Annotated in this window: 23 protein-coding genes; 8 read left to right on the top strand and 15 right to left on the bottom strand. The window is 72.2% G+C overall.

The annotated features are described in order from the left end of the window. Positions 1-42: 42 nt before the first annotated feature. The 6 genes from ABZU46_RS23570 to ABZU46_RS23545 form a co-directional block, all read right to left on the bottom strand. Complete coding sequence (locus ABZU46_RS23570; RefSeq protein ID WP_354861082.1) at positions 43-1506, bottom strand: arabinofuranosidase catalytic domain-containing protein; 1464 nt, start codon at positions 1504-1506, stop codon at positions 43-45. A 551-nt stretch (positions 1507-2057) separates the two neighbouring features. Beyond that, positions 2058-2417: a hypothetical protein gene (locus ABZU46_RS23565; protein WP_354861080.1), complete on the bottom strand. Its 360-nt coding sequence runs from the start codon at positions 2415-2417 to the stop codon at positions 2058-2060. 10 nt (positions 2418-2427) lie between these two features. Then, the gene (locus ABZU46_RS23560; RefSeq protein WP_354861079.1) at positions 2428-4194 is read right to left on the bottom strand and encodes a hypothetical protein; all 1767 of its coding nucleotides are present in this window, start codon (positions 4192-4194) and stop codon (positions 2428-2430) included. A 19-nt stretch (positions 4195-4213) separates the two neighbouring features. Further along, positions 4214-5470 carry a hypothetical protein gene (locus tag ABZU46_RS23555; protein WP_354861077.1) on the bottom strand — a complete coding sequence of 419 codons (1257 nt, stop codon included), beginning with the start codon at positions 5468-5470 and terminating at the stop codon, positions 4214-4216. A gap of 193 nt (positions 5471-5663) precedes the next feature. After that, the gene (locus tag ABZU46_RS23550) at positions 5664-5996 is read right to left on the bottom strand and encodes a putative quinol monooxygenase (protein WP_354861075.1); all 333 of its coding nucleotides are present in this window, start codon (positions 5994-5996) and stop codon (positions 5664-5666) included. A 36-nt stretch (positions 5997-6032) separates the two neighbouring features. Next, positions 6033-6299, bottom strand: coding sequence for a helix-turn-helix transcriptional regulator (locus ABZU46_RS23545; protein ID WP_354861073.1), 267 nt, complete (start codon positions 6297-6299; stop codon positions 6033-6035). Positions 6300-6402: 103 nt separating this feature from the next. Here ABZU46_RS23545 and map point away from each other — a divergent pair, with 103 nt between their 5' ends. Continuing rightward, a complete protein-coding gene (gene map / locus ABZU46_RS23540; protein ID WP_354861072.1) occupies positions 6403-7221 on the top strand; it encodes a type I methionyl aminopeptidase in 819 nt (272 codons plus the stop codon). A 52-nt stretch (positions 7222-7273) separates the two neighbouring features. Here map and ABZU46_RS23535 read toward each other — a convergent pair whose 3' ends face one another. The 4 genes from ABZU46_RS23535 to ABZU46_RS23520 all read right to left on the bottom strand — a co-directional run bounded on the left by ABZU46_RS23535 (position 7274) and on the right by ABZU46_RS23520 (position 11024). Beyond that, positions 7274-8269, bottom strand: coding sequence for a histidine kinase (locus ABZU46_RS23535; RefSeq protein WP_354861070.1), 996 nt, complete (start codon positions 8267-8269; stop codon positions 7274-7276). Further along, on the bottom strand, positions 8266-9438 hold the full coding sequence (locus ABZU46_RS23530) for a DUF418 domain-containing protein (RefSeq protein WP_354861069.1): 1173 nt from the start codon (positions 9436-9438) through the stop codon (positions 8266-8268). Before ABZU46_RS23530 ends, ABZU46_RS23535 begins: the two co-directional genes overlap by 4 nt. Before the next feature lie 72 nt (positions 9439-9510). Further along, the gene (locus ABZU46_RS23525; RefSeq protein WP_354861068.1) at positions 9511-10155 is read right to left on the bottom strand and encodes a response regulator transcription factor; all 645 of its coding nucleotides are present in this window, start codon (positions 10153-10155) and stop codon (positions 9511-9513) included. Positions 10156-10196: 41 nt separating this feature from the next. Beyond that, positions 10197-11024 carry a PIG-L family deacetylase gene (locus ABZU46_RS23520; RefSeq protein WP_354861066.1) on the bottom strand — a complete coding sequence of 276 codons (828 nt, stop codon included), beginning with the start codon at positions 11022-11024 and terminating at the stop codon, positions 10197-10199. Between the two features lie 202 nt (positions 11025-11226). Here ABZU46_RS23520 and ABZU46_RS23515 point away from each other — a divergent pair, with 202 nt between their 5' ends. After that, positions 11227-12120, top strand: coding sequence for an alpha/beta hydrolase (locus ABZU46_RS23515; protein ID WP_354861065.1), 894 nt, complete (start codon positions 11227-11229; stop codon positions 12118-12120). 10 nt (positions 12121-12130) lie between these two features. On the opposite strand, the gene prfH is transcribed toward ABZU46_RS23515, so the two are convergent. The 5 genes from prfH to ABZU46_RS23490 form a co-directional block, all read right to left on the bottom strand. Next, on the bottom strand, positions 12131-12739 hold the full coding sequence (gene prfH / locus ABZU46_RS23510) for a peptide chain release factor H (protein ID WP_354861063.1): 609 nt from the start codon (positions 12737-12739) through the stop codon (positions 12131-12133). Further along, on the bottom strand, positions 12736-13923 hold the full coding sequence (locus ABZU46_RS23505) for an RNA ligase RtcB family protein (protein ID WP_354861061.1): 1188 nt from the start codon (positions 13921-13923) through the stop codon (positions 12736-12738). The genes prfH and ABZU46_RS23505 overlap by 4 nt, the downstream gene beginning before the upstream one ends. A gap of 309 nt (positions 13924-14232) precedes the next feature. After that, entirely contained in the window at positions 14233-14883 is a 651-nt protein-coding gene (locus ABZU46_RS23500; RefSeq protein ID WP_354861059.1) for a methyltransferase domain-containing protein, read from the bottom strand. A 151-nt stretch (positions 14884-15034) separates the two neighbouring features. Next, on the bottom strand, positions 15035-15193 hold the full coding sequence (locus ABZU46_RS23495; RefSeq protein ID WP_354861058.1) for a hypothetical protein: 159 nt from the start codon (positions 15191-15193) through the stop codon (positions 15035-15037). A gap of 232 nt (positions 15194-15425) precedes the next feature. Continuing rightward, the gene (locus tag ABZU46_RS23490; protein ID WP_354861056.1) at positions 15426-16352 is read right to left on the bottom strand and encodes an AraC family transcriptional regulator; all 927 of its coding nucleotides are present in this window, start codon (positions 16350-16352) and stop codon (positions 15426-15428) included. A gap of 82 nt (positions 16353-16434) precedes the next feature. Here ABZU46_RS23490 and ABZU46_RS23485 point away from each other — a divergent pair, with 82 nt between their 5' ends. The 6 genes from ABZU46_RS23485 to ABZU46_RS23460 all read left to right on the top strand — a co-directional run bounded on the left by ABZU46_RS23485 (position 16435) and on the right by ABZU46_RS23460 (position 22034). After that, the gene (locus ABZU46_RS23485) at positions 16435-17403 is read left to right on the top strand and encodes an SDR family NAD(P)-dependent oxidoreductase (RefSeq protein WP_354861054.1); all 969 of its coding nucleotides are present in this window, start codon (positions 16435-16437) and stop codon (positions 17401-17403) included. A gap of 94 nt (positions 17404-17497) precedes the next feature. Continuing rightward, positions 17498-18709, top strand: a complete 1212-nt coding sequence (locus ABZU46_RS23480; protein ID WP_354861052.1) for an FUSC family protein — start codon at positions 17498-17500, stop codon at positions 18707-18709. Positions 18710-18775: 66 nt separating this feature from the next. Beyond that, positions 18776-19303, top strand: coding sequence for a hypothetical protein (locus ABZU46_RS23475; protein ID WP_354861050.1), 528 nt, complete (start codon positions 18776-18778; stop codon positions 19301-19303). Positions 19304-19361: 58 nt separating this feature from the next. Next, the gene (locus ABZU46_RS23470) at positions 19362-20204 is read left to right on the top strand and encodes a DUF4097 family beta strand repeat-containing protein (RefSeq protein ID WP_354861049.1); all 843 of its coding nucleotides are present in this window, start codon (positions 19362-19364) and stop codon (positions 20202-20204) included. Positions 20205-20238: 34 nt separating this feature from the next. Beyond that, positions 20239-21249, top strand: coding sequence for an ATP-binding cassette domain-containing protein (locus tag ABZU46_RS23465; protein WP_354861047.1), 1011 nt, complete (start codon positions 20239-20241; stop codon positions 21247-21249). Then, positions 21246-22034: an ABC transporter permease gene (locus ABZU46_RS23460; RefSeq protein ID WP_354861046.1), complete on the top strand. Its 789-nt coding sequence runs from the start codon at positions 21246-21248 to the stop codon at positions 22032-22034. The genes ABZU46_RS23465 and ABZU46_RS23460 overlap by 4 nt, the downstream gene beginning before the upstream one ends. The last annotated feature ends 451 nt before the right edge of the window (positions 22035-22485 follow it).

The raw sequence follows: 22485 nt of genomic DNA, 5'->3' as shown, positions 1-22485 counted from the left end.
GGCCGCCACACGCCGCGAGACGGGGGTGGCGGCCGCGGGACCTCAGCGGTAGCCGGCGGCGACGATGTTCGCCTGCACCGCGTTCTCGGTCGCGTCGGACGGGTAGCCCGCCACCATCGCGCCCTCGTAGAAGGTTCCGACACTCTGGTTGGAGTTGTCGATGCAGCAGTCGCCACCACTGCCCAGGATGATGGCGCCCTGCTTCCGCATCGGGTTGTAGCCCGAGGGCAGCGAGCCGTCCCAGAGCGTGTAGAGGTTGCCGGACTGGGAGTTGCTGCCCTTGATGGCGAAGCGCGTCGTACCGTTGTTCTTCAACGTAGCGGTGACGAACTTGCTGGTGAACGCCCGCTGGTTCGGGTTCCACGAGCTGCTGCCGCCCGGGAACAGACCCCACTCCAGATCCGCCTGGACCCAGGGACCGCTGCCGGAGCAGCCGCCGAACCAGCAACTCGTTCCGAAGTAGATGGCGTCCATCGTGCCCCGGCCGTCGGCCCGACGGGTGGTCTCGCTGTTGCCGTAGTCGAAGCAGCAGCCGCTGTTGACGTGGGTGCCGCTGGTCACCATGTACATGCCCTCCGGCGCGGCCCCGGTCGGGATGCCGGTCAGGTGCCCGTCGCGCCAGTAGCTGCTGTTGCCGTTGATGTAGAGCGAGTAGACCTTGTTGCCGCCGACAGTCAACGACTCCCTGGTCGCCACCGCGGGCTGCACGGCGCCCCCGATGCCCCCCGCGCCCTGGTAGCCGAGGTTGTTGCCGCGCCCGGACTGGTCGTAGATGACCGTGATGACGCACGTGGTGTTCGCGCAGAAGCTGTCCTGGGTGGCGGAGTTGGCCCGTCCTCCGGTGCTGAGCACCCCGATGTTGCGGGTGCTGTTGTCCGAGGATCGGCGCACCTGGTAGAGCGACCCGTTGTAGGAGGCGTACAGGGCACGGGTGGTGCTGTGCGCCGCGACGCAGGGCGTGCCACCGGCCGTGTAGATGTCGCAGGGCAGGGTCGTGCTCGGCGGCGGTGTGGTGGGTGGCGGTGTGGTCGGTGGCGGTGTGGTGGGTGGCGGTGTGGTCGGTGGCGGGGTCGTCGGGTCCACCCCTCCCGTACAGGTGGTGCCGTTCAGGGCGAAGGAGGCCGGTACGGGGTTACTGCCGGTCCAACTGCCGTTGAAGCCGAAGCTCGTGCTGCCGTTGGTGGGAATGCTGGCGTTGTAGGGGGCATTGGTGACGGTGAGTTCGCTGCCTGCCTGGGTGTAGCTGCCGTTCCACAGTTGGGTGACGGTCTGGCCGGCGGCGAAGTTCCAGGTCAGTCGCCATCCGTTGACGGCGTCGCCCAGGTTGGTGATGGTGACGTTGGCGCCGAAGCCGCCCTGCCACTGGGAGCTGACCGAGTAGGTGACCTGGCATCCGGCGGCGGCCGCCGAGGCGCCGGTCTGGGTGAGGGCGGCGCCGACGAGCACGAGTGTGGCGGCGGCGGCGATGAGCGCCGACCGCCGGTGGCGGGGTTGTCTGAGTCGCACGTGCTCTCCTCATCGGTGAGAGATTGACGATGTGCCGGGGGCCGGCCCGTTCCCCCTGCTCGGGCCCGGACTCTGAGCAGGGGGACGGCGGGACCTGGCCCGGTCTGTGGCCGCGTACGACGACACCGAGGCCGTCCGGCGCCGGGGTGAGCCGTCGGGGACGGCGTGGTCGGCGGGCCAGGCGGTTCGGTACGTGGCGTTACGGTTGCCGGTCAGCGCCGACGGTCCTGCCCGGGGACGCGGCGGTGATCGATGAAGTGGCCGTGGCCTGGAATCGTCCGGCCCTCGGCGCGGGTCGCCCGGTGGTGATCCCGGGCCGTCCCGTGCCGGCCACGCTCCACCCGCCCCACGCCGCGAACGATGTCGACCGCACAGCCGGGACCAGCAATGACAGGCCCTTCGTGACGGTCAGATTACGCTCAGATATCGACGGTCGTCGGCTACGTTAGCGTTAACAGGATGGCATGTCCATAGACGACCGTGGGTATTCGCTCGCACCGACCCGGGCGCCCTTGGTGCCGTCGGGCCAGCCAGCTCTGCTCACCGTACGGTCAGAGTGGCCAGTGCTGGGAGACGATGTCGATGGCGGCCCTGACCGCCTCCGCCAGCGTGCCGCCGACCGTGGCCAACGCGGCAAGTGTCTCCAACGACGTCAGCACCGGCTTGGGATCCGGCTGCCGTTGCTCGCGTGCGACCTCGATCGCGGTCACCTCGCGGCCGGCGCGATCCGGGTCCTGGAAGTCGGCGACATGCTCCTTCAGGGTGCGCAGCAGCGCGTCGAACCGCTCGGCGAGGTCGTTGGTCCCGTTGTACTGGACCATGGTGACGTTGTCGCTGGCCATCGCCTGTTGCCCACCATGGATCGTGTTGTGGAACACGATCGACCGGGCCGGCTGATCCGGGTCCGCCATCGAGGGCCTCCTAGGTGTGCTGTTCGAACGTGACATTGGAGCTGGCGAACGCCTGCTGACCGCCGAAGATGGTGTTGACGTTGCCGAAGATGTTCTGGACCTCGGACGCGCGCTGCACCAGATCGCCGGTGTCCAGGCCCCGCTCGGTCAGGAACGACACGACCGCCTCCAGCACGGCCCGCTCCAGCAGCTTGGTGTACTTCCACTCGTCGAGCAGCTGCAGGTGCTTGACCGCGGTCCGCTCGGCGACGAGCTGACGCACACTGACCCGGGCGCCGTAGTCGTGCGTCCGGAACTGCTCGCTCGCGGCGAGCGCGTCGTCCATCCGGGTCTTCATGCCCCGATCGTGCCGCAGTCGCTTGATGAGGTGCCAGCCGCTGAGCACCGAGTCGGTCACCATGTTCGCCAGCACGTCACGCACGATCCGGACCATCGACTGCTCGGGCCGCAGCCGATCGACCACCGCGTACCGGGCCTCGATGGGGGGCATCACCGTGGTGACGAACTCGACGTAGAGCAACCCGCCCTCGACGGCGGCGTGCACGAACGCGGAGATGTCGATGCCGAGGTTCTGCTCGGGCAGCACGAGCCGTCCGTCGGCGGTGTGCAGGGGCTTGCCGGCGCCGCTGACCACGATCCGGTCGTAGTAGCGCAGGCCGCCCTGCGGATGCCGGACGATCACGTCGATCACCTCTTCCGAGGCGCGGCTGCGCGGCATCCCGGTCACCGGGTCGAGCAGCGGGTCACCCTGCCGGCGTACCCCGTCGGCGACGATGTGCGGCACCAGGGAGAGCCCGGGCACCCGGACGGCGCGGGGCAGCGGATCCTCCCGCATCCGCCGGATCGCCGCCCGGACGTGCGCGGTCAGCGCAGGCCCCAGCTCCGCCTGGTCGATCGGCGAGGCATCCGGGCTGCCGTCGCGGCCGGCGGCCCGGCCGGGCGCGGGCCGCACCGGAATGGCGTACGACCAGCCGTGCTCGGCCGCACCGCAGCCCAGGAAGGGGTCCCGTTCCTGGACGGTGATGTTGCCGTACTGGGCGCGGGCCACCAGGTCGAGCCGGCGGGCCACCCGTTCGTTGGGCAGGGTCGGCAGGACCGGTGGGATGCCGGGGCGCAGCTCGTCGGTCAGGATCTGGTGGGTGGTGCGCTCGAACCGGACGAGGACGGCGAGGGTGGCGACACCGAGCAGGAGGGGCATCCAGGCCAGGAAGCCGAAGAGGCCGGCCGTCATCCTGGCCTGCAGCGCCTCGACCAGTGAGTCGGCGCTGAGGTCGGGGCCGGTGCCCAGCAGGGAGCCGGCGAAGAACTCGAGGCCGCTAGACACAGTGAACAGAGGCAGCACGAGCGCCAGGCCGCCACTGCACAGCACGATGGTGATCAGCGTGCCGTACAACAGGACGCGGACGGGCAGGGACAGCTGGCGCGACTCCCGGGACCGGGCCAGCAGCACGGTGAACCCGAGCACCACCCAGCCCACGGTGGCGGTGATCGAGGTCAGCAGACCGATGACGAGCAGCCCGAACAGGATGCTGTCACGGACCAGGTAGCGGTGCTGTGCCCGGAAGCAGTGCCGGACGACCGCGTTGAGGTCGAAGCCGAACGAGAGCGCGACGGCACGCCGCTCGTCCTCGATCACCTCTCTGATCACCGTCTCGGCGTACTTCTGGTCGAGGTAGGCCGCGCCACACAACTGCCGTGTGGTGTCGGACAGCCGCGGTGGCACCTGGTACGACGGGAAATCGAAGTGGTCGGTCTGCGGCGCCTCGGTCACCGTCACGTCGTCATCTCCCGGCTCCCTAGATTTCCCTGCTGGTGCGGGTGGGCAACCCGCATGAGGTGGCGATCGGGTTCCACCGGCGCAGAAACTCGTTCTTGGCCTTCTGGGACTGCTCGGAGAGTTGGTTGCCCCGCCGCCAGTTGGCGTCGAGCGAGCAGCCGGAGCTGATGGAGCGTCGCGTCCAGGCGGCGTAGGCCGCGTCGGCGTCCCCGGCGTACGTGAAGGCGGAGACCAGGTGGGAGCGCATCGCCGGCCCGTCGGTGAGCGCGTCGACGGTCAGTGCCTCGGCCTGGTCACGCTGGGTGCGGCGTTGGCGTGTCACGCCGTCCAACAGGCCGAGCGAGCGGTTCAGGTCGCGGCACTCTCCCACGGCCGCGATGGCGATGGCCAGGTCGCCGCGCGAGGCGATCGACTCCGACAGCAGCGCGTCCACCGCCTGGGCCTGCGTACGCCGCCGGGCATCCGGATCGTCGCTCACCGTCGGCGTCGGCGTCTCCGGGCCGGGCGTCGTCGTCGGGACCGGGTCGGGCGTCGGCGGCGTCTCGGTGGGCACCTCGTCGTCGGCGGTCGGGGTCGCCGAGGTGGACGTCGCCTCGGAGACGGCGGCGGACAGCGGCACTGTCATGCCCGCGACGAGCGCCACCGCGACGGTCACCACGACCGTGGGCACCAGAAGCTGGAGCCCTCGCCTCAGGTCACCGTCACGGCCGTCACCCCGGGCCGCGCGCGCCCACAGGTAGCCAGGTGACTCGGGTACGCCCCGGACGGCCGTCAACAGGTAGATGGCCACGGCGAGCGCGGCGAGCACGTAGTGCCACAGGGCCAGTCGACCCGGCACCTCGGACGGCTCCTGGGCGCCCCGGGCGAGCGCGACGAGCAGCAGCACCAGCGCCCAGCCGGCGAACAGCACCGCACACACCAGCAGGTCCCACAGCGGGGGTGGCAGGGCCGCCCCCGACATCGCGCCCGAGGCCCCGCCGACGACGGGCGACACCCCCGGCGGTTCGGTCGTGAAGGGTGTCGTGCTGGGTGGCTCGGTCGCGAAGGGTGTCGCGCTGGGCGGCTCGGTCGTGAAGGGTGTCGCGCTGGGCGGTTCGGTCGCGAGGACGGTCGGGCCGGGCGGCTCGGTGGTCGAGTCGGGAGGCTCGGTCGCGACGGAGAACGCGCGGGGCGGAGACTCCTGCTGCGGCACGGCGGCGCCGGGCAGGGCCGAACCGCACCGTTGGCAGGTGGGGAGCGCCGCATCGGTGTCGGCCCCACAGGTGACGCAACGCATCGATCACCGCCTTCCCCGGCAGGCGCTTGTCACGCTGGACCTTAGCGACGAGATCGATGTCCGACATCCTCCACCCGGGCCGGCGTCGGGGATCGCGGATATCCGACAGTCCCCAGTGGAGCTACCGGCCCGGGTTGGCGAAAAGCGCCGAGCGGAAACGGCCGAAAGTGGCCCTGCCGGCGTCGGCCGGCGGTCAGCGGGCCTCGGGTACGGCCATCTCGCCGAGCAGCGACCAGTCCTGCTGCGGGACCGTGGCGTTGACGATGCGCGGCGTCTCGGCCAGGTGCGGCGGCAGCGTCTCCTGCGCGGCGCGGAAATGGGCCGACTGGACGTGTGCCGCGCCTGCCTCGTCGTCGCGGAAGGCCTCGACCAGGACGTACTCGGTCGGGTCGTCCAGGCTGCGGGACCACTCGAACCACAGGCAGCCCGGCTCGGCGCGGGTCGCCTCGGTGAACGCGGCGGCGATCTGTGGCCACTGGTCGGCGTGCTCGGGCAGCACCCGGAATTTCGCGGTAATGAAGATCATGGGCTTAAGGCTACCCAGCGGTCGTCGACCGAGTGCTCAGGACGCCTCACGGACGCGCAGATCGGCCAGCCACACCTCGGCCAGGTCGCTGAGCGCGACGCCGAGGACCTCGCTGAGGCAGACCACGGTGCCGAACGCGGGTGCCGGAAGCCGGCCCACCTCGATCTTGCGCAGCGTCTCCGGTGACATGCCGGCCGCCAGGGCCACCTCGACGAGACTGCGGCTGCCCCGTGCGACCCGAAGCGCCGCTCCGAGGCGTTGCCCCGCGGCGATCTGTTCCGGTGTGAGGGGTGGGCGGACCATGTGAGCAGGATAGATGCGTCCGCGCGGACCGGCAATGTCGACCCGCCGACCCCTCGGGCCAACGTGGTATAAATATACCGCACCGGAGACGGAAGGGTTGATCGTGATCGAGCTGAAAACCGCCGCGGAAGTCGATCGAATGGCCGTGACCGGCCGGTTCGTCGGCGAGCTGCTGGCCGAGCTGCGTGCGGTGGCCGCCGCAGGGGTCAACCTGCTGGACCTGGAGCACCACGCCCGCCGCCGAATCAGGGAGCGGGGCGCCGAGTCCTGCTACTGGGACTACACGCCGTCGTTCGGTCGCGGCCCGTTCCGCAACGTCCTGTGCCTCTCGGTCAACGACGCCGTGCTGCACGGTCTGCCGCACGACTACGTCCTGCGCGACGGTGACCTGCTGAGCATCGACATGGCGGTCGGGATCGACGGCTGGGCCGCCGACTCCGCGCTGTCCGTCGTCGTCGGCACCCCCGACCCGGCGGATCTGAAGCTGATCGAGGCCACCGAGGTCGCGCTGGCGGCCGGCATCGACGCCGCGCGGCCGGGCAACCAGCTCGGCGACATCTCCGCCGCCATCGGCGAGGTCGCCCACCGCTACGGCTACCAGGTCAACGACGAGTTCGGCGGGCACGGCATCGGCCGCACCATGCACGAGGCCCCGCACGTGCCCAACAACGGCCGACCCGGGCGGGGCATGAAACTCAAGCCCGGCCTGACGCTCGCGATCGAGCCGTGGTTCTGCCGTAGCACCGGCAAGATCAAATTCGACCAGGACGGCTGGACGATCCGGTCCGCGGACGGCTCGCGCTCGGCCCACTCCGAGCACACTGTCGCGGTCACCGAGACCGGCCCCCGGGTGCTGACCCACCGCCCCGACCAGGGCGTACGGCCGGACAGCCGCAGCGGGCAGTCGGCCGCGACGTCCTGAGGCGTACCGCCGCGGAGCGTGCGGGCCGTCGGCCTGCGGTGCCTGCGCAGTTTCATGCCGGCTCGATCGGGATCGTGACGGTGACCCGGGTCGGGCCGCCGACCGGGCTGTCGACCGACAGGCGGGCGTCGATGGCGTCGAGGCGACCGATGATGCCGCGCAGGCCGGTGCCGCGGCCCGGGTCGGCGCCACCGGAACCGTTGTCGTCGACCTGGATCCGTAGCATGTCGCCGGCCTGGTCGAAGGTCACGCACGCCGCCGTGGCGCCGCTGTGTTTCGCCACGTTGGCCAGGGCTTCGGCCACCGCGAAGTACGCCGCGGTCTGCACCGCCGGTGGGAGCTGCGCGGGCGGGTCGCCGGTGACGGTGACGGGCACGGCGAGGTCGAGCGCCAGGGCGCGGACGGCGTCACCGAGGCCGCGGTCGGCGAGGACCGCCGGGTGGATGCTCTGGGTGACGGTGCGAAGGTCGTCGAGGGCGGCGGTCGCCGTGGCGCGGGCCTCCGCCAGCAGTTGCGCGGCACCGTCGACGTCGCGGCGCAGCAGGTCCCCGGCCAGGCCGAGGGTCAGCGCCAGGGACACCAGGCGGGCCTGGGCCCCGTCGTGCAGGTCGCGCTCGATCCGTTTCAGCTCGGCCGCCTGCTGGTCCACGGCGCTGCGGCGGGAACGGGTCAGCGTGGCGATCCGCTCGGTGAGCTCCCGCTCGCGGGCGCCGGGAGGGCGACTGACCACCCAGGCGTGCAGCCCGACGATCGTCGCCAGGCCGAGCAACGTCCAGGCCGGCCAGAAGTAGCCGCCACCGGTGAGCACCCAGACGCTGAGGTCGGCGCACCCGATCAGGGCGCACGCGGCGACGTCGAGGGCGAGCCAGAGACGCCGGCCCGGTGGCACCCGCAGTGCCCGCCGCAGCAGGAGCCGGCCGAGCAGCACGATGCCGACCCCGAAGTACACCCACCGGGGCCAGAACACGCCACGGCCGGTGACCAGCCAGGCGACCGTGGCCGCGACGCAGAGCGCCCCGGCCACGGTCCTGCGGGTGATGGCGGTCATCGGCGGGTGGTGCGGTAGGTGATGCGTCGCAGCAGCGTCTCCGCCGGCCCCCGGTGACCGGTGACGCTCAGCGTCCAGGCGGCGGCCAGCGAGACCAGCCAGGTGACGACCGCCACGCCGGCGGCGGCGTACGTGCCCTCCAGGTGCAGCGCCCACGGCGCGAACAGCGCCAGCCACACCGCGGACTGCAACAGGTATCCGCTCAGCGACCGTTGCCCGAGCGCGACCACCGGGGCGAGCAGGGCACGGCCGCGGCGGGCACGGTCGAGTCGCAGTGCCAGCAGGCCGAACAACGCCACGTAGCCGGGCCCTCCGTACTCGCCGCTCACGGCGTGGACGAGTGCCATGGTCTCGACCGTAGCGGCGTCGACGTGCACGGCACCAGCGGCGATGAGCGCGTAGGGGAGCGCGCCGACGACGGAGATGCCGAGGCAGCCGACGGCGACGCGGCGCAGCAGCACGCGGTGCGCGGCGGGGTTCTCCAGGATGCGGTGCCGGGCCGCCCAGATGCCCAGCCACACGATGACGATGAACGGGAGCACGGTGGCGGTGTGGACCGGCCACTCGGCGAGGCGGTCGAGGATGGACTGGCCGTACGACGATGCGGCGAGCGACGGGTTCGGCGTGTTGGTGAGGACGGCGTTGCCGCCGCGCGCGCCGACGAGCGCGGTCACCGCCAGGACCCCGGCGTACGCGGTCTGGATGCCCCAGAGCCACAGCACGACGCGGTGGAACCGGTCGCCGCGGCGCAGCAACAGCAGGGTGGCGGCGATACCGACGATGCCGTACGCGCCGAGGAAGTCCCCGAAGTACAGCAGCGTCGCGTGGCACAGGCCGAAGACGATCAGGGCGGCGTTGCGCCGCAGCAGGATCCGCCGTGCGCCCTCGCCCTGTCGTCGGGCGATCTGCACGAGGCCGTACCCGAACATGACGGCGAAGACCGGGTAGGCGCGGCTGTCGACGAACGTCGCCAGGACGGCGTTGACGACGCGCTGCGCGCCGTGCGGCGTGCCGTCCAGGCCGGGCTGGCCGGCGAACGCGGCGTTCGCGGCGTTCGCGAGCGCGATGAACAGCAGCATGGCGCCCCGGGCGAGGTCGGGGGCGAGGGCGCGGTCGGTGCGGGGGACGGGGCCCGGTTGGAGGGCCGTCGTGCTGACGGTTGCGGTCATGGTCTCAGGCTCGCCGCTGGCGCGACGCGTTTCGAGGAGCCTGGAACCCCTCCCGTGGTGGTGCCAGTACCCCTATGCGTCGAGGTAGGCGAGGACGGCGAGGACTCGCCGGTTGTCGTCCTCGGAGGACTGCAGCCCGAGTTTGGCGAAGATGCTGTTGGTGTGCTTGGCGACGGCCTTCTCCGTGATGAACAGGGCGGCGCCGATGGCGGCGTTGGACCGGCCCTGCGCCATCTGCCCGAGCACCTCCCGCTCGCGAGGGGTCAACCGGTCCAGGGGCAGCACCCGGGTCCGGCTGTCGAGCAGCTTCGCCACCACTGTGGGGTCGAGCGCGGTGCCGCCCGCGGCGACCCGGCGGACCGCGGCGACGAACTCGCCGAGGTCGGACACCCGGTCCTTGAGCAGGTAGCCGATCCCGCCGTGGCCGTCGGCGAGCAGTTCCCGCGCGTACAGTCGCTCCACGTATTGAGAGAGCACCAGCACCGGCAACCCCGGCACCTCGGCCCGCGCCGCGAGCGCGGCCCGCAGACCCTCATCGGTGTACGACGGCGGCAGCCGCACGTCGACCACGGCCACGTCGGGGCGCCGCGTGACGAGTTCGGTCAGCAGATCCGGCCCGGTGCCCACGGCGGCGACCACCTCGAAGCCGTGGGCCTCCAACAGCCGGATCAACCCGTCCCGCAACAACACGAGGTCTTCCGCCACCACCACCCGCACCCGGCAACGGTAGCGGGCCCGCCGCCGGGTGTGGGTACGCGTCAGCGCAGGCCGGCGAAGAGGTCGTCCTCGGGCACCGGCGCGCCCGTGGTGTCCCGCACCCGGACGAAGGTCTCCCTGCCCATCAGCTCGGTGAACCGCTCCGGGCCCAACTGGAGGAAGAAGATGTTCTCGGTCTGGCTGGCGTGCGCGGCCAGGGCCTCGAACTTCTGCGCGCCGTAGCTCCGGGTGTCGACCCAGGTGGTGATCTCGTCGTCGGGCAGCCCCAGCTCGGGCTGGTCGGACGACGGGTCCGGCTCGGCCCACTCGACGCCGAGCTCCTTCATGATCCGGCCGAACTCCGCGAACGCCGTCCGCGGCACGGTGGTCCAGTAGACCTTCGCGGGGATGTCGGTCTGCGCGACGGCGGCCATGGTGATGCGATGCGCCTGGATGTGGTCCGGGTGGCCGTAGAAGCCGTTCTCGTCGTAGGTCACGATGACGTCCGGCTGGTAGCGGCGGATCAGGCCGGCGAGCCGGTCCGCGGCCTCGGCCACCGGCGTCGTCCAGAAGGAGCCGGGCTGGTCGTTCGTCGACCAACCCATCATCCCGGAGTCGGCGTAGCCGAGCGTCTCCAGGTGGGTGACCTTCAACGTCGCGCAGCTGTCCTCCAGCTCGGCCTGACGCATCGCCACGACGGCGGCCGGGTCGTGGCCGGGCTCACCGGGCTTCGCCCCGCCGGGGCCGTCTCCGCATCGCCCGTCGGTACAGGTCACGAGGACCGTGGTGACACCTTCGGCCGCGTACCGGGCGAGGACGCCACCGGTGCTCGTCGCCTCGTCGTCGGGGTGCGCGTGCACCGCCATCAGGGTCAGGGATCGCTCAGCCATGTCATCACCCTACGACCAGCGCGGCGACCACACGGGAAGTGTCCTGTTCGCGGACGCATTCTAGCGATCCGCTCACCGGCGCTGCTGTTCTTGCGCAACTCGCTGTCCGGCGGCTCGTGGATTCCTACGATTTCGGGGCTGGGCCGGTGGTCCGGAGCCGCGTTTCGACAGCCGGAATCAGCCGAGGAAGGGGACCGGTTCGATGGCACTGTTCGATGACGTGCGACAGATCGACGCCGGGGTCCTGAACGTCGGATACGTGGACGCCGGCCCGGCCGACGGCGCTCCCGTGATCCTGCTGCACGGCTGGCCGTACGACATCCACAGCTTCGTCGACGTCGTACCGCTGCTCACCGACGCCGGCCACCGGGTCGTCGTGCCGTACCTGCGGGGTCACGGCACGACGCGGTTCCGATCCGACGACGCCGTCCGCAACGGCGAGCCGGCCGCCATGGGGCTCGACCTCATCGCCCTCATGGACGCCCTGGGCATCGACAGCGCGAAGCTGGCCGGGTTCGACTGGGGTGCGCGTACGGCCGATGTCGTGGCCGCGTTGTGGCCTGAGCGCTGTTCCGGTCTGGTGTCGGTCAGCGGTTACCTGATCGACGGCCAGGAGTCGGGCCGGACGCCGCTGCCGCCGAAGGCCGAGTTCGCCTGGTGGTACCAGTTCTACTTCGCCACCGAGCGCGGCCGGCAGGGGTACGACCGCAACCGCCGCGACTTCGCCCGGCTGATCTGGCAGACCGCATCGCCGCGGTGGACGTTCGACGACGCGACCTTCGAGCGCAGCGCCGCCGCGTTCGACAACCCCGACCACGTCGACATCGTGATTCACAACTACCGGTGGCGGCTGGCCCTGGCCGAGGGCAAACCGCAGTACGACGAGGTGGAGAAGCGCCTGGCCGGCAAGCCGAGGATCTCGGTGCCCAGCATCACCCTGGAGGGTGACGCCAACGGCGCCCCCCACCTGGACCCGAGTGTCTACGGCAAGCAGTTCGCCGGCCGGTACGAGCACCGGACCGTCGGCGGCGGCGTCGGGCACAACCTGCCCCAGGAGGCGCCGCGGGCCTTCGCCGACGCGGTCCTGGAAGTCTGAGCCCGCTGGCCTACGGGCGTTCGGTGCGGGTCGGGTCGCCCCGCACGAGGTCGTCGTGGATGCGCCAACGGGCGGTGGTGACCGCGCGGCGGGCCGCCTCGTCGCCGCGCTCGACACGCTGGCGCAGCAGCTCAAGGGCGATGCGCCGGTTCAGACTGAACTGCCGTTCGTCGTCCACCACCACGACCAGGCCCGAGGGGCGGTGGGTGGCGCGTACCGCAGTGCTGGCCTTGTTCCGGTGCTGGCCGCCGGGACCGCCGGTGCGGCAGCCGACGATGTCGACGTCGGCCTCGGCGAACGTCGTCGGCGGTGCGTCGCTCGGCGGCGGTTGCGCGGTCACGTACCAGTTCTTTCGACCGGCGCTCGTCCGGTAGGGGCTGGGCGCCTGCCAGCACAGCGTCCCCGTCCAGGAGGCGGCGAACGCCTCGACGTCGGCGCCGGACAGCCGAATCAGCACCGACCGGTAGGTGCCAGGACGGTCACCGGGCACCGCGTGGACCCGCTGGACGGTCACGCCCTGCCGGGTGGCGTCAGCCTCCAGGCGGCGCAACAGGTGGGCCAGCGCCCACGCGCACTCCCGCGGCCCACGGCCGGCGGACAGCAGCAGCTGCGCGCTCACGACCGACCCTGCCCGCGACGCTTGTCGCGCCGGTCCGACCTCGACGCGGCCCCGACATCCGGCGTCTTGTAGGTGACCAGGGGGATCGTGGTGGCCACCGGCGTGGCGAGCCGGTGCTCGACGAGATCGCCGATCACCTGCTCGATCCGCTTGTACGCCGTGGGCGCCTCCTCGAAGAGCAACTGGCGGTCGCCGCACACCACCAGGGAACCCACCGGGGTACGCCGCAACTCCTCGACCGTGTGCTTGGCCCGGCCCCGGCGCAGCGCGTCGGCACGGGACATCTTCCGGCCCGCGCCGTGCGCCACCGAGTGGTTGGCGTCCGCCCCGGCGTGGGCGGCCACCAGGTACGACGCGGTACCCCGCGTACCGGCGACGAGCACGTCGCGGCCGTCACCGGGCGCCGCCCCCTTGCGGTGCAGGTAGACGCCGTCGCGCACCTCGACCAGGTTGTGGCACTGGTCGACGACCGGCTCGGTCGGCTCGGCCCCCAGGGCGTACGCGACCCGGGCGGCCAGCAGCCGCCGGTTGAGCGAGCCCCAGCGCACCGCCTCGTCGTGCCGGGCCAGGTACGCGGCCGGGTCGGGAGCGGGGCCCGCCCCGTGCGTCTCGGTGTGCGTGCGCAGGATCCGCTCACCCAGGCCCCGCGAGCCGCTGTGCACGACGAGGACGAGGTCACCGGTGGCCAGCCCGAGTCGGTGCGCGTGCTCGGGTGCGAAGACGGTGTCGACGCGAGCCAGCTCGACGAAGTGGTTACCGCGGCCGACCGTACCGAGACCGTCCCGGTGGCCGGCGGGAACGTCGCCCGCGACGACGGTCCAGGCCGGATCGTCGGCGTCCCGCTCGGGGTCGAGCGCGCGGTCGAGGTCGGGGAACCGGGCAGCCAGCCGCTCGGGTACGACGCGCCGGAGTCGAATGGGGAACACCGCGATGCCGCAGCCGATGTCCGAGCCCACCAGGAACGGGTACAGCACGGTCGACGCCATGGCCGCGCCGATGGGGGCGCCCTTGCCCGGGTGTAGGTCCGGCATCCCGGCAACGTGGACCATGCCGTCGAGGGCGGCCACCTGCCGGCACTGGTCGAGCGCGGCGGACTCGATCCAACTCGCGGGGGACGCGAACACGGCAATGGTGGCCGGCGCGGACGGGGACGGGGACTCCCGAGGGGAGTGGTGCTCAGACAACGACGCTCACTTCTCGCTGAATCGCAAGGGGACGGACGGCGGTACGGCACCGAGCGGCGCGAAGCGGCCTCGGCGCGGTGCGGGTGGTGTCCGTCAGTACGTCATGGGCACCACTCTGGCGACGCCCGTCGTGTGCGGCAAGCGATTATCGACGGGGGGCCCGGCACGCGGCCGGCCTGTCCCGGCAGCAGCTGGTGAGGCCCGCTCGACGCTGCGGCGTACGCTGCCGCGATGCGAGCCCGGCGGCCCTGGACGACTGGCTGGCCGGCCTGCCGAGGCGCTGAACCTCGCGGACGGCCCGATGACACCTCAGCGCAGCCGGTGCTCCGGCCGGGTCGCGCGACCCAGCACGCACGGCGAGGAGGGGCTGGAACTGCCGGCCGGGAACCGGAAGCGACGCAGCTCGTCGATGGCGAACCCGGCCGCCTCGATGGCGGCCGTGGTGTCGCGGCCGGTGTGGCAGCCGCCGAACAGTTTCGGCCAGAGCGTGGCGTCGGAGAACCGCTGGACCCGACGGAGGCGACCGGGCTCCTCGGCGGCGACGTGCTCGAAGAAGCGCAGCTGCCCGCCGGGGCGCAGCACACGGTGGATCTCGGCGAGCGCGGCGGCCTGGTCCGGCACGGTGCACAGCACCAACGCGACCACGACCGCGTCGAATTCGCCATCGGCGGCGGGCAACGCCTCGGCCAGGCCGTCGACGACCGTGATCGGCACCGGCGCGGCCGGGGCCGCCCGGACGGCGGCGGCACGCAGGCGGCGTTCCGGCTCGACCGCGACGACCTCGGTCACCGTCCGCGGGTAGTGGGCGAACATGCGCCCGTTGCCGGCGCCGACCTCGAGCACCCGGCCGGTCAGGCCGGCGACCAGGTCGCGGCGGAACTCGGCGGTGCCGGCGCGGTCCATGGCGACGCTGAGCCTTTCGTACACCCGCGCGAACACCGGGTGGGACACCGCAGCCACGTCGACCTCCAGCCTCTGACGATCAGGATTCCGGGCAGCGACCACAATCATGGGCGGTGATGTCAACCGCGCCGGTGTGGCGCGCTCCGTGGGCTGGTTCTGCCCCGCGATTCCGCGCAGCGTACGGAGACGGGAAGCCCTCCGATCAGCGTCACTCGGGCGGCGCGTGCCGCAGGCGTTGCGCCAACTCCAGCCGCCAGACCAGGCCGATCGCGACGACCGGCACCAGCGCGAACACCGCCAGCACCCGGCACAGGGACTTGACCATGGCCTCCGAGCGGGGGTTCGCCGGACGCATCCAGATCGCCACGTTTACCAGCAGGAACGGCAGCAGAAGGCACCCGCAGCTCCACGATGTCGCCGAGGGTGTCGGGCCCGCTCACCCGCGCTGATCCATCCGCCGTCGCCCCCCGAGGCGTCCGACCGCCCGGCGCCGGCGATCCAGTCGCGGGTGGCCCCACCACCCGCGTGGCAGACCGGGGTCTACCCCGCCCGGACGCGCCCAACCCCGCAGGCGACGCGCCGCACCGCACGGGTGACCCCTATGCGGTCCCGGCGCTCCCGGCCACCTGTCTGCGGTACGTCCGCGGCGAGACGCCGGTGACACGTTTGAAGGCCACGCTGAGGGCGCTCTCCGAGCCGTACCCGACGGCCAGGGCGATGGTGGCGACGGTGTCCGAGCCGCGGCGGATGCGGTCCGCCGCGAGTTCGATCCGCCATCGCGTGAGGTACTCCAGCGGGCCCACGCCGACGACCTGCCGGAAGCGGGCGGCGAGCGTGGAGCGGGAGACGGACGCGGCGCGGGCGATCTCGTCCACCGTCCACGACTGCGCGGGCCGCCCGTGCATCGCCCGCAGCGCGGGAGCGACCACCGGGTCGGCGAGCCCGGCCAGCCAGCCGGACGTGTGCTGCGGACCGCGGGCCAGGTGCAGCCGCAGCACCTGGATCAGCAGGACGAGCGCCAGGTGTTCGGCGACGAGTCGCGATCCGAGCTGTGCCTGCCGCAGCTCGCTGTCGATCTCGTCGAGCGCCCACCGGATGGTGGCGGCCGCGGGGGTGTCGGCGGGCACGTGGATGATCGGCGGAAGGCTGTCCAACAGGAGACTGCGACCCCGGTCGCCCAGGGAGAACGCGCCGCCGATGAGGAACATGTCGTCGCCGTCGCCCGCGTGCGCCACGCCGTCGGCAGCGGCGGCGAAGATCGGGTACGCCGGCTGGACCGGCGCGTCGGCGTCACTGAAGAGCGTGTAGGCCACCGGCCGGGTCAGCAGGTAGCAGTCGCCCTCGGCGAGGCCGATCGGCTCGGGCTCGCCGTCGACGAGCAGGAAGCAGCGGCCGCGCCGGATGGCGTTGAACTTCGCGCCGGCCGGTGGGTCGAACCGGACCGCCCAGCGCCCTCCGGCGACGAGGCCGGCGGAGACGTGACTCGTCGCACCGAGCAACGCCAGTACGTCCTCAAGGGGATCCATCCGCACCGTCCTGGACGATCACTAAAGTATCGCGGATCCTAGACTATAGGCAGTCCAGGTTCAGGTTCATAGTCTGGCTGACATGACAGCGAACCCACGCCTCACCACGTCGTTCACCGCCCGTACCACCGCCGCCGAGATCCTCGACGGCGTGGACCTCACCGGGCGCCGGATGATCGTCACCGGCGGCGCCTCCGGCCTCGGTGTCGAGACGGTTCGCGCCCTGGCCGGCGCCGGCGCCGAGGTCACCGTCGCGGTCCGTGACCCCGAGCGGGCCGCCGCGCTCGTCGCGGAGTTCGCCACCGACGCCACCCGGGGCGCCGTCCGGTCGGCCGCGCTCGACCTCGCCGATCTGGCGTCGGTCGACGCCTTCGTCGCGGCCTGGCGGGGCCCGCTCGACGCGCTGGTCGCCAACGCCGGCATCATGGCGCTTGCGACCCGGCAGCTCTCCGCGCAGGGCTGGGAACTCCAGCTCGCGACCAACTACCTGGGGCACTTCGCGCTCGCCGTCGGTCTGCACGACAACCTGCGTGCCGCCGGGGCGGCCCGGGTCGTGGTGGTCAGCTCCGGGGCGCACCTGGGCGCTCCGTTCGACGTCGAGGACCCCCAGTTCGAGCGGCGCCCGTACGACCCGTGGTCGGCGTACGGGCAGTCGAAGACCGCGGACGTCCTGCTCGCGGTCGGCATCACCCGACGGTGGGCCAAGGACGGGATCACCGCCAACTCCCTCAACCCCGGGTACATCCACACCAACCTGCAACGTCACCTGGACGACGACATGATGCGCGCGTTCGGCGCGATGGACGAGGCGGGCAACCTCGTCGTGCCGGACCACTACAAGACGCCCGCCCAGGGAGCGGCGACCACCGTCCTGCTCGCCGCGTCACCCCTGCTCGACGGCATCGGCGGCCGGTACTTCGTCGACAACCAGGAGGCGGAGGTGGTGCCCGGCGGCCCGAACGCCACCGGCGGGGTCGCCGACCACGCAATCGACCCGGTCGCCGCGGACCGGCTCTGGGCGTACGCCGAGAAGATGCTCTCCGCGCGCTGAGCGCGACCGCCGTCGGCCGCCGGGCGCGGCGCGCTCGCGCGTGGCCGCGCCCGGCGGCCAGGATTGATCGGGGTACGGCGGGGTAGCCGCCGCCATGGTCGCTGCCGGTCGGCCCGCTACGGACGGGGGCGCCGCGGCGCGGGCCGGCGCGGGAGCGAACGCCGCTGCGCCGACGACCGTCGCCCGGCTCCGCGCCCGCCTGTGGGGCACGCTGCGGGAGCGGGCGCGGCGGGTACGGGGCGTCGGCGGCCTCGCTCTGCAGGCCGGTCTGGCTGCGGCGCTGTCCTGGCTGGTGGTGCGCCACGTGCTGCACGTCTCGCAGCCGGTGTTCGCGCCGATCTCCGCGGTCTCGACCCTCGCCGCGTCGGTCGGGCAACGGCTGCGTCGCACCGTCGAGTTGATCATCGGCGTCACCGTGGGGGTGCTGGTCGGCGACCTGCTGCTCACGGTCACCGGCACCGGGTGGTGGCAACTCGCCCTGATCGTCGTGCTGGCGATCCTCGTCGCGTTGTTCCTCGCCGGCAGCGCGGCGGCGGTGATCCAGGCCGGGGCGACGGCGGTGCTCATCGCCACGTTGAGTCCGTCCGTGCGGGACCTGGAGATTCCCCGCTTCGTGGACGCTCTCGTCGGGGGAGCGGTGGCGCTGCTGGTCACCGCCGTCCTTTTGCCGTTGAGCCCGCTGCGGGTGCTCAACCGGGCCGCGCGCCCGGCGTTGGACCTGCTCAGCACCCAGCTCGACGCCACCGCTGGCGCGCTGGCCGACCGCGACATCGCCCGTGCGCTGGCCGCCCGGACGCAGCTGCGGGAGAACAAGGACGAGCTGCGGGCGCTGGTCGAGGCGACCCAGGGGGCCCGGGAGGCCAGCACCCTCTCGCCGGTGCACTGGCATGAGCGGCACGGGCCGGTGGGCCGGTACGCGCAGGCGGCGGGACCGATCGACCGGGCGATGCGCAACGCCGGAACGCTGATCCGCCGCGCGGTGACCGTGATCGACGACGGTGAGCCGATCCCGAGGCAGCTGCCGGAGGCCGTCGCCGACCTCGCCGAGGCGGTACGCGTGCTCAAGCGGCAGTTCGCCGCCGGTCACGAACCCACCCAGGCGCGGGAGCAGGCCCTGCGGGCGGTGTGCGCCGCCGGTGACGCCTACCGGGAGGGGGTCGGTTTCTCCGGTGCCGTCGTGGTGGCGCAGGTCCGGACGACCGTCAGCGATCTGCTGGTGGCCACCGGGCTGACGCAGGAGGTCGCGAACCGGCTGGTCCGCCGCGTGTTCGGGGGGCCGGAGCGTCGCACCAGCGATCGACGATGAACGTCATGGCAGCAAGTTGAGCCACGGCTGTTGCATCCTGAGCCAAAGTGGTGCCATGATGGTGCCATGGACTTGAGGCCGTACGTCGAGAACCTGCGCAACGAGTTCGCTGTGGCCGCCGAGGGCGTCGACCCGGAGGGTCGGGTGCTGGCCGAGCGACTCTTCACCCAACTGGAGGCGGCGACCCACCTCACGCTGCTCGAGGCTCTGTCCGACGCGGCCGACGAGATCACCCGCGATCTCGCCCCCGGGTCGGTGCACGTCCGGCTGCGCGGGCGCGAGCCCAATTTCGTGGTGACGCCCGCGAACCCGCCGGCGGACAGCACGGATGCGGTCAGCGAACCGCCTCCGGCGCCGGCGCCGCTGCTCCCGCCCGAGGGCGACGAGGGCGGCACGTCCCGGATCAACCTCCGCCTCCCCGACCATCTCAAGGCCAGCGTCGACGGGGCCGCCAGCCGGGCCGGGCTGTCCGTCAACGCCTGGCTGGTGCGAGCCGTCGCCGCCGCCGTCGCGGCCGGCGGCACGGATCGCCAGCCACCGCGCCGGCTGGAGCCGCCGCGGCCTGGCCAGCACGTCACCGGCTGGGCGCGCTGACCGCCGCGCCCCTTTCCGATTCCGCTCGCCTTCGCCACGCACCTCCCGGGAGACCACCATGCCTGTTTTCGATACGCCAGAACCGATTTCCGTCCAGGTCGAGCTGCCCGTCGGGGACGCCTGGATCGCTGCGACCGACCGCACCGACACGGTGGTGCAGGTGCGCCCCCGCGACCCGTCGAGCAAGGCCGACGTGAGCGCCGCGGAGCAGACCACCGTCGAGTACGCCGCCGGGCTCCTGCGGATCAGGGTGCCGAAGAGCTGGCGCCGATACGGCTTCGGCTCCGGCCCCTCGGTCGACGTCCTCATCGAGGTGCCGAGCGGGACACGGCTGCATGCCGAGGCGGCGTGGGCGGCGTTCCGCGGCGAGGGGCGGCTCGGCGAGTGTCGCATCAAGACCGGCAGCGGGATCCGGCTCGAGGAGACCGGGCCGTTGGAGATCGACAGCAGCCACGGCGAGGTCGCGGTGGAGCGTGTCACCGGTTCCGCCCGGGTGAAGGCCTCCTCCGGAAAGGTGCGCCTCGGCGCGGTCGACGGCACCGCGGAGATCAAGAACTCCTCCGGTGACTGCTGGATCGGCCGCAGCGGCGGTGACGTCCGGGTCAACACCGCGTACGGCGACATCACGGTGGACGCGTCGATGGCCTCGGTGGCGGCACGCACCGCGTACGGCAACGTCCGGCTGGGCGAGGTCGTACGCGGGTCGGTCGAGTCGCACACCTCGTACGGCGCGATCGAGGTCGGGGTCCGGCGCGGCACCACCGCCTGGCTCGACGTCAGCTCCCGGCACGGGCGCGTGCACAACGCGCTCGAGTCGACCGACAGCCCGGCCGAGACCGACGAGACGGTCGAGATCCGCGCGAACACCTCCTACGGCGACATCACGATCCGCCGTGCCTGATCCGCCGCGACCCCCGACCACAAATGAGGAGACCATGACCAGCAGCAGGAAACCCGCGATCGTCACCACGGAGCTGCGGAAGTCCTACGGTGACAAGGTCGTGCTCGACGGCATCGACCTGATGATCACCGAGGGAACGATCTTCGCGCTGCTCGGCCCGAACGGCGCCGGCAAGACCACCACCGTGCAGATCCTCTCCACCCTGCTCCGGGCGGACGGCGGCCACGCCCGCGTCCTCGGCCACGACGTGACCCGTGAGCCCGACGCGGTTCGTGAGCTGATCGGCGTCACCGGCCAGTTCTCCGCCGTGGACAACCTGCTCACCGGTCGGGAAAACCTGAACCTGATGGCCGACCTGTGTCATCTGGACCGGGCGACGGGTCGGCGACGGATCGCCGACCTGCTCGGGCAGTTCGACCTCACGGAGGCGGCGGACAAGCCGGCCGCGACGTACTCCGGCGGCATGCGCCGTCGGCTCGACCTCGCGATGACCCTGGTCGGCGACCCCCGCGTCATCTTCCTCGACGAGCCGACGACCGGCCTCGACCCGCGCAGCCGCCGCGCCATGTGGCACATCATCCGGGCCCTCGCCGCCGAGGGCGTCACCATCCTGCTGACGACCCAGTACCTGGAGGAGGCCGATCAGCTCGCCGACCGCGTCGCGTTCCTCGACCACGGCCGGCTGATCGCCGAGGGCACCCCGCACGAGCTCAAGCGGCTCATCCCGGGCGGCCACGTCGTGTTGCGGTTCGCCGACCAGGAGGGGCTCGACTCGGCGGCCCGTACGTTCGCGGCGGCCACCCGGGACGACGCCGCGCTGACCCTCCAGGTGCCGAGCGACGGTGGGGTCGGTTCGTTGCGGTCCGTCCTCGACCACCTCGACCGCGACGCGATCACCGTGGCCGGCCTCGCGGTGCACACCCCCGACCTCGACGACGTCTTCCTCGCCCTCACCGGCCAACCCGACAGCCGAGCCGACCAACCCGACAGCCACCCCGACACCCGGGCCGGGCGGTCCGGTCACGAAAGGGCCTCCGCGCGATGAGCACCCTCAACCTCGCCCTGCGCGACTCGAACACCATGCTGCGGCGCAACCTCCTGCACATGCGGCGCTACCCCTCGCTGACCCTCATGCTCGTCGGCATCCCGGTCATCCTTCTGCTGCTCTTCGTCTACGTCTTCGGCGGCACCCTCGGCGCCGGCCTCGGACCCTCCGGCGACCGCGGCGACTACGCCAACTACGTCACCCCCGGCATCCTGCTTATCACGGTGGCCAGCGCGGCGCAGGGCACCGCGATCTCGGTCGCCATGGACATGGCCGAGGGCATCATCGCCCGCTTCCGTACGATGGCGATCTTCCGGCCGTCGGTTCTCACCGGCCACGTCGTGGGCAGCGTGCTCCAGACGATGTTCAGCCTCGCGGCCGTCACCGGCGTGGCGCTGCTGGTCGGGTTCCGTCCCACCGCCAATGCCGTCGAATGGCTCGCCGCGATCGGCGTCCTCACCATGATCACCGTCGCGGTCACCTGGCTGTCGGTCGCCCTCGGCCTGGTCACGAAGAGCGTCGAGACGGCCAGCAACCTGCCCATGCCGCTGGTGCTCCTGCCATTTCTCGGCAGCGGGTTCGTCCCCACCGACTCCATGCCGACGCCGGTACGCCTGTTCGCCGACTACCAACCCTTCACCCCGGTCATGGAAACCCTCCGGGGCCTCCTGCTCGGCACCGGAATCGGCAGCAACGGGATCCTCGCGGTCGCCTGGTGCGCCGTCATCACGGTGGCCTGCTTCCTCTGGGCCAAGGCGCTCTACAACCGCGGCCGGACCGCCTGACCCGACGGGCCCTCGCGCCTGACCCTCCCGGCCCGCCTGACCCGCCCGGCCCGCCCCGGTCCGGCCCTTCGGGGCCGGGCCGGGGCGCATGATCGACCCCAGCTCGGCGATGTCGCGGTGTCCCGCCGACCGGATACCGCGACATCGCCAACCTGGAGTCGATCACCACCGCGGGATCGCCGCGGAGTCCCCACCCCGACCCTGGCCGCGACGCCGGAGGCGCGGGCGCCCACGAGACGCGCTGGGTCGAGACCGTGCGCGCGGCGACCGCGAAACGTCGAATGTTATCGATAACACGATTCCCGGACCGGGCGCGCGAGGTGCACGTCGGCGACCGGAGTGCGCGCTCATGGGCTCGGCGGCGGCTGCGGCGCGGGTCATAGATCTGATCACGCGCGGGTGGCGATGTCAGCGATGTTATCGCTGACATCGCCCACGACCCCGCCACCGG

It is taken from the genome of Micromonospora sp. NPDC005197 (genome assembly GCF_040608295.1).
Classification (GTDB): Bacteria; Actinomycetota; Actinomycetes; order Mycobacteriales; family Micromonosporaceae; genus Micromonospora.
Note: the sequence above shows the minus strand (reverse complement) of the source record. Positions and strands in the feature narration are given on the sequence as shown.